Origin of the sequence: uncultured Methylobacterium sp., from assembly GCF_964244095.1 — a bacterium.
Lineage (GTDB): Bacteria > Pseudomonadota > Alphaproteobacteria > Rhizobiales > Beijerinckiaceae > Methylobacterium.
On the sequence record NZ_CAXTHR010000205.1, the window covers coordinates 1 to 5,467 of the forward strand.

At 72.0% G+C, this 5,467-nt stretch carries 4 protein-coding genes and 2 pseudogenes; 4 read left to right on the top strand and 2 right to left on the bottom strand.

The features are described 5' to 3' along the window. Nucleotides 1–193 (bottom strand): annotated as a pseudogene (locus tag ACFE86_RS20900) (pyrimidine utilization protein A); the annotation flags it as partial. Nucleotides 194–512: 319 nt separating this feature from the next. After that, the gene (gene rutR / locus ACFE86_RS20905) at nucleotides 513–1,157 is read right to left on the bottom strand and encodes an HTH-type transcriptional regulator RutR (protein WP_375457244.1); all 645 of its coding nucleotides are present in this window, start codon (nucleotides 1,155–1,157) and stop codon (nucleotides 513–515) included. 641 nt (nucleotides 1,158–1,798) lie between these two features. Here rutR and pal point away from each other — a divergent pair. From pal to ACFE86_RS20925, 4 genes and pseudogenes are all read left to right on the top strand, one after another. After that, nucleotides 1,799–2,299 (top strand): peptidoglycan-associated lipoprotein Pal, encoded by a 501-nt coding sequence (gene pal, locus ACFE86_RS20910; RefSeq protein ID WP_375457245.1) that lies wholly within the window; start codon nucleotides 1,799–1,801, stop codon nucleotides 2,297–2,299. A gap of 99 nt (nucleotides 2,300–2,398) precedes the next feature. Further along, nucleotides 2,399–3,370, top strand: coding sequence for a tol-pal system protein YbgF (gene ybgF, locus ACFE86_RS20915; RefSeq protein ID WP_375457246.1), 972 nt, complete (start codon nucleotides 2,399–2,401; stop codon nucleotides 3,368–3,370). After that, nucleotides 3,367–4,113, top strand: a pseudogene (gene tilS, locus ACFE86_RS20920) (tRNA lysidine(34) synthetase TilS); the annotation flags it as partial. The gene ybgF and the pseudogene tilS, both read left to right, overlap by 4 nt. A 588-nt stretch (nucleotides 4,114–4,701) precedes the next feature. Continuing rightward, on the top strand, nucleotides 4,702–5,467 hold a 766-nt coding region (locus ACFE86_RS20925; protein ID WP_375457247.1), incomplete at its 3' end, for an ATP-dependent metallopeptidase FtsH/Yme1/Tma family protein.

Here is a 5,467-nt window from a genome sequence, read left to right on the forward strand (position 1 = left end):
GGTTGTGGTCCCAGAACTCGGTCTTGCCGCCGAAGCCGCGCAGCTTGATCATCGAGAGCGCGAAATCGAGCCCGTAGCCCTCGGCCTTGAGGGTGATGGCCTTGTTCAGCGCGAAGCTCGGCTTGTACTGCGGCGCGTTCTCGGAGAGCAGCCAGCCGTTGTTGCCGATCGGGATGAACACCCCGACGTTCAGGGCGTTCGCCGCCGGCTCGGTCATGGGTTCGGACATGCCACCCTCGCGCTTCCTGTGCGCTCGTTCCCGGAACGAACGCACGACATCGGCCGCGCGCATGTTCGGCGGTGACTGCGCGCGACGATGGCGTGGGCAGTCATCGGCCAAGCACGCAGGCTTGCGATACCCCTACGATACCGAACCGGATCAAATGGTCAAACTTCCGGAGGTCGGGTTTTGACCCTTTGCACAAACTCTCCGCGCGATGCCCGCAAACCGTGCGGGGGCTGCCCAGCGGAAGAGCGGATCTAAGACCGGTTCGGCCGTTCCGGCGGAAGCCTCAGGTCAGTCCCAGTCCGGCGAGCACGAGGCGCTGGGTGCTCGCCACCGTCGCCTCGAAGAAGTCCGGGTCGGCGAGGCTGCGCCCGGTGATCGCGTCGACCTGCGTGGCGAAGTCGGCGTAGTGCTGGGTGATCGCCCAGATCGAGAAGATCAGGTGCTGCGGGTCGTGCGGCGCGATCCGCCCCTGCGCGACCCAGCCGCGGAGGATCTGGGCCTTGGCCTCCACCAGGGTCCGCAGCGGTCCTGCAAGCTCGGCGCGCAGCAGCGGCGCGCCCTGCACGATCTCGAGGCAGAACAGGCGCGACGCCTGCGGCGCATCGCGCGAGAGCGCGACCTTGCTGCGGATGTAGCCGCGCAACGCGTCCGCCGGCTCGCTCCCGGCGTCGAGCGCCAGGAGCGGATCGAGCCAGACGTCGAGCACCCGGCGCAGCACCGCGACGTAGAGCTCGTCCTTCGACGGGAAGTAGTACAGCAGGTTGGTCTTCGAGAGGCCGGCGCGCTCGGCGATCTGGTCGAGGCTCGCGCCGTACAGGCCCAGCGTCGAGAACACCTCCAGCCCGGCATCGAGCACCGCCTCGCGCCGCAGCGCCCCGTCCCGGCGCAGGCGCCGCGCCGGCGCCCTCGTCCTGCTCGCCGTCGACACGGCTCCTCCCCCCGGTGGCGGCCACGTGCTGACCCTCCCCGCATCAGTAGACGTTTTTTCGGCCCGACGGCAGGGACGAATCCGTCGATCGGCACGGGCCCGGGCGCCTTTCCGGGTCGCGCCGGCATCGGCGCCCGCGCAGATGCGTGGCCTCCGTTGCGATCCTCTTCGCCGACGGGGCTTGCATGGCCGACGGGGCTTGCATGAAGGCGTCCGGAAATTCGGCGATCAGCGGTGCGCGCACCCCGCCCGGACGATGGCGGCGGACCGACCGCCGCCGCAGCTCCGGCTGTTGCGCCCCGGCAACGGCCCGTACCGAAACGCCTCGTGCGGCGGCCGCGGCCGTGGCGCCGCCGCATTCCGGGTGCCTGACGGCGCTGCAGGACGGGCCGGGCACCTGACGGGCGGGGCCGGGTGCGCGACGGCACGTCGTCCGCGCCCAGCCCCGTTCGATACCCGGCGTCAAGGTTGCTGGAACCTTCGCTTAACCCGACCGGCCTAGAACCGGGACCTCGAGAGCCGAGAATTCGCTGGACCAAGACCTCGCTGGACCAAGACCTCGGTTGAACGCGCGGACACGCCTCGATCCCCCGGGATGGCTCGGGGCCGTCGCGAAAGAATCCGCCCGTGGAGTGACAGACATGCCCAGTTCCGCGCGCCTCCGCGCCGCCTCCCTCGCCCTCGCCCTCTGCGCGAGCCTCGCCGTCTCCGCGTGCAGCAGCGACAAGGACCTCGCCGACGCCTCCGCCTTCGGCGCGGGCGCCGCGACGCCCGGCAGCGCGCAGGACTTCGTGGTCAACATCGGCGACCGGGTGTTCTTCGAGTCCGACTCGACTGACCTGACCGCCACCGCGACCGGCACCCTCGACAAGCAGGCCGCCTGGCTGCAACGCTACCCGCGCTACAGCTTCCTCATCGAGGGCCACGCCGACGAGCGCGGCACCCGCGAATACAACTTTTCGCTGGGCGCCCGCCGCGCGCAGGCGGTGAACGACTACCTCGCCTCCCGCGGCATCGCCGCGGGGCGGATGCGCACCGTCTCCTACGGCAAGGAGCGTCCGGTCGCGGTGTGCAACGACATCTCGTGCTGGTCGCAGAACCGCCGCGCCGTGACGGTGCTCGACCGCGGCGCCGGGACCTGACGGCGGCGATCCTCCGATCGCCTTAACTTCGCCGCGCTGCGGCGCATTGGCTGCCGGCCTCGCGCCGAGGACGGCGCCCCCGATACGACCGGTGCCGCCATGCTCCGCCGCCTGCTGCTCACCGCCTGTCTCGCCCTCTCCGTCGCCGCGCCCGCGGCGGCGCAGGACGCGTCGGACTTCGTGGTGCGCCTCAACCGGATCGAGAACCAGTCCCGGATGATGGCCGGGCAGATCGAGACGCTCCAGTACGAGAACCGGCAGCTCAAGGAGCAACTGCGCAAGTTCCAGGAGGACGTCGAGTTCCGCCTGAACGAAGGCAAGGGCAACGAAGGCAAGGGCGGCAGGGCGGCCCCGGCGCCGGCCGGCGCGGTCAACGGCGGCAATCCCGGCGCGGCGCGTCCGCAGAAGCGCGGCGACGCGTTCGACCCCGATCAGAACCCCGGCCGCCCCGGCGCGCCGATGCAGCTCGGCGCCACCCCGCCCTCCGCCCCGGCGGCGGTCCCGGCCGCGCCCGTGGTGCAGACCCGGCGCCTGCCGGAGCCGGCGATCGACGACGGCGAGGAGACGGAAGGAGGCGCAGGCTACGACGAGCCGGTCGACCTGACGCCGCCCGCCCGCCTCGGCACCACCGGCGCGCTTCCGGCGGCCCGCCCCGCGGCGAGCGTCGCCGCCACCGGCACGGGGGATGCGGGTGCGGATTACGAGGCGGCGTTCGGCCACGTGCGCGAAAAACGCTACGAGCAGGCCGAGATGTCCTTTCGCCAGTTCATCCAGTCGCATCCCCGCGACGGCCACGTGCCCGCCGCGACCTACTGGCTCGGCGAGAGCTACCTCGCGCGCAATCGCAACCGCGAGGCGGCCGAGCAGTTCCTGAAAGTCTCGACCGACTACGCCCGCTCGCCGCAGGCGCCGGAGGCGATGCTGAAGCTCGGCGTGTCGCTGAACGCGCTCGGCGCCCGCGAGCAGGCCTGCGCGACCCTGGCAGAACTCGACCGCAAGTTCCCGGCAGCGAGCCCGGGCGTGCGCCAGGGCGTCGTGCGCGAGCAGAAGCGCGCCCGCTGCGCCGCTTGAGTTTTTTACGCGACGATCCCGACGCACGAATCCGCCGCGCCCTCGAACCCTGGCTCGGCTCCGGCGCGGCCGTGCTGCTCGCCGTCTCCGGCGGCCCCGATTCCACCGCCCTGATGCACGCCGCCGCCTCGTTGCGGCCCCGGTCGCTCTTCGTGGCGAGCGTCGATCACGGCCTGCGCCCCGAGGCCGCCGACGAGGCGCGCCAAGTCAGCCGCGCCGCGGACGCGCTCGGGCTCCCGCACGCCATCCTCCGCTGGGAGGATGCGCCTGCCAGGCGCGCGACCCAGGCCGAGGCGCGCGCGGCCCGCTACCGCCTGCTCGCCGCGCACGCGCTCCTGGTCGGCGCCGGGATCGTGCTCACCGGCCACACCCGCGACGACCAGGCCGAGACGGTGCTGATGCGCCTGATCGCCGGCAGCGGACCCGCGGGGCTCGCCGGCATGCGGGCTGGGCGCCCGCTCGCCGAGGGGATCGTCCTCGCCCGCCCGTTCCTCGCGCTTCCCAAGGCCGACCTCGTGGCGTGGTGCGAGGCCAGACACCTCGGCTTCGTCCGCGACCCGTCGAATGCCGACGACCGCTACGGCCGCGTCCGGCTGCGCCGGCTGCTGCCGCTCCTGGCGCGCGAGGGTCTCACCGCCGACCGGCTCGTGACGCTCGCCGCGCGCGCCGCCCGCGACGCGGCGGCCCTCGATGCGGCGGCCGACAAAGCTCTCGACGCAGCGATGCGTCCGGCTCCGGACGCCATCGGAAGAACCGTGCGTTTCCCTCCCCCCTCTGCACGCTACCGGATGCACACATCGCGCAGGGGCGAGCGCCGCGCCCTCCCTCCCCCCTCTGTGAGCGAGGGTCGGGAGAGGGGAGCGCCGCATCCGGAGACGTCGCTCCCCTCTCCCGACCCGCTCCGCGAGCCGCCTTCCCCCGCAGGGGGGGGAGGGGGCGCCGCCACAGCCGAACAGCTTCACCTCCACGGCCCCGCCCTCGCCGCGCTCCCCGATTCGATCGCCCTGCGCGTCCTCGACCGTGCCCTCGACCGCGCCGGCGGCGCGATGCCGCGGCAGCTCGCGCGGCTGGAGCGGCTGGTGCTCGCGGATCTGCTGCCGGCGCTGCGGGCCGGGACGGCGCTGCGGCGGACGCTGCGCGGCCTCGTGATCGCCGCAGACTCGGCGGGCCGGGTGACGATTCGGGCAGCGCCTCCGCGGCGACCGGCCGGCCTTGCCGCAGGGGCTAAGGACTTACTTGGCAAGGGAGAGACCTCTGCCTACATTGGCCTAGAGCGTGCGGACCGAACCGCAGCAAGCGGCCCCCGATCCGCACGCCCCAGGGATTGATCGATGAACCCGAATTTCCGCAATTTTGCCTTGTGGGTCGTCATCTTCCTCCTCGTCCTCGCGCTGGTGACCCTGTTCCAGAACCCGGGTCATCGCGGCGGCGGGAGCGAGATCGCCTACAGCCAACTCCTCAACGACGCCGATTCCGGCAAGATCCAGTCGGTGGTGATCTCCGGCCAGGACGTCTCCGGCTCCTACGTCGGCGGCGGCAGCTTCACGAGCTACGCGCCGAACGATCCCGGCCTCGTCTCGAAGCTCTCGGGCAAGGGCGTGCAGATCACCGCGCGTCCGCCGTCCGACAACACCCCGTGGTTCATCCAGTTGCTGGTGAGCTGGCTGCCGATCCTGGTCTTCATCGGCGCCTGGGTGTTCCTGTCCCGCCAGATGCAGTCGGGCGCCGGCCGCGCGATGGGTTTCGGCAAGTCGAAGGCCAAGCTCCTCAACGAGGCGCACGGGCGCGTGTCGTTCGATGACGTCGCCGGTGTGGAGGAAGCCAAGGAGGATCTCCAGGAGATCGTCGAGTTCCTGCGCGACCCGCAGAAGTTCCAGCGGCTTGGCGGGCGCATCCCGCGCGGCGTGCTCCTCGTTGGCCCCCCCGGCACCGGCAAGACCCTGATCGCGCGTGCGGTGGCGGGCGAGGCCAACGTGCCGTTCTTCACCATCTCGGGTTCGGACTTCGTCGAGATGTTCGTTGGCGTCGGCGCCAGCCGCGTCCGCGACATGTTCGAGCAGGCCAAGAAGAACGCGCCCTGCATCATCTTCATCGACG

Bases quoted from the DNA above. Each gene is read 5' to 3' on its own strand.
- pal (WP_375457245.1), top strand. From the start codon at position 1,799: ATGCCCAGTTCCGCGCGCCTCCGCGCCGCCTCCCTCGCCCTCGCCCTC.
- ybgF (WP_375457246.1), top strand. From the start codon at position 2,399: ATGCTCCGCCGCCTGCTGCTCACCGCCTGTCTCGCCCTCTCCGTCGCC.